This window comes from Methylobacterium sp. WL116, assembly GCF_008039455.1.
Taxonomy (GTDB): Bacteria; Pseudomonadota; Alphaproteobacteria; order Rhizobiales; family Beijerinckiaceae; genus Methylobacterium.
Window position 1 is genome coordinate 1 of sequence record NZ_VRUV01000964.1, and the last position, 863, is coordinate 863.

The window sequence follows — 863 nt, forward strand, 5'->3', positions numbered from 1 at the left end:
GCGCTGGCCGGCGCCGGGTCGGGATCCGGCTCGTCCGGGCTGTCGGTGGTGCAGGAGACCGCCTGCACCGCGTCGTTGGCGGCCTGCCGCTGGCTCGGCAGGGCGGCGATGACGCGGACCACGACGAATCCCTGGTCGCTCGGGGCGACGATCCGCACGTCGCGGCTCGGCTCGTTCTCGTCGTCGCTGGCGAGCGCCGCGTCGTACTGCGCCCGGGTCAGCACCACGAGGTCGAGGGCGCCGCGCACCGCCGCCTGGTCGGTCACCGCGTAGAAGGCGCCCTTCCGCCCGTGCACCGCCAGCGACAGCATCATCGCGCCGGTGCGGGCCGAGACCCGCATCGGGCCGTCGTCCAGGTCGTAGGCGCAGACGCCGACTGCGACCGACGGGTCGGGGATCGGCAGCCACGCCTCGGCCGGCGCCGCCTCGCCGTGGGTCGCCAGCGTGTAGACCCGCTGCGGGTGCTCCAGGCTCTCGCTGGAGCGGGCGCGGGTGAGGGCGTCGGTCTCCGACAGGGCGGGAATCGCGAGCACCGTCGCCACGTGGACGATGCCGGCGAGCGCCAGCCCGCAGGCGGTGGCGTAGATGACGCGCAGGTTCACGAGGCGCATCCCGTCCGGGTGATGGCCGGGACGGCGTCGCGGTCGAGCGTCCCGGCGCTGGCGGCCACGGGGGTGTCGTAGAGGCGCAGCGCCAGCCGGATCGGCCCGCTGGCGCGCGGGCTCGGCAGCCAGTTGCCGGGCTCGACCTCGGGGCCGAGGAGGATCGCGAAGCGCCCGTCGGCCTCGCGCAGGATCTCGGTGGCGGTGAAGCCCTCGCGTACCGGCTGGCGGCCGGGCTCGGGCGCGCCGCGGCCGGCCACC

At 76.5% G+C, this 863-nt stretch carries 2 protein-coding genes; both read right to left on the reverse strand.

What is annotated here, in order from left to right:
* On the reverse strand, positions 1-611 hold a 611-nt coding region (locus tag FV223_RS28800), incomplete at its 3' end, for a hypothetical protein (protein ID WP_147730018.1).
* Positions 599-863, reverse strand: a 265-nt coding sequence (locus FV223_RS28805) for a DUF1214 domain-containing protein (protein ID WP_147730019.1), incomplete at its 5' end; no start/stop codon positions are given. The genes FV223_RS28800 and FV223_RS28805, both read right to left, overlap by 13 nt.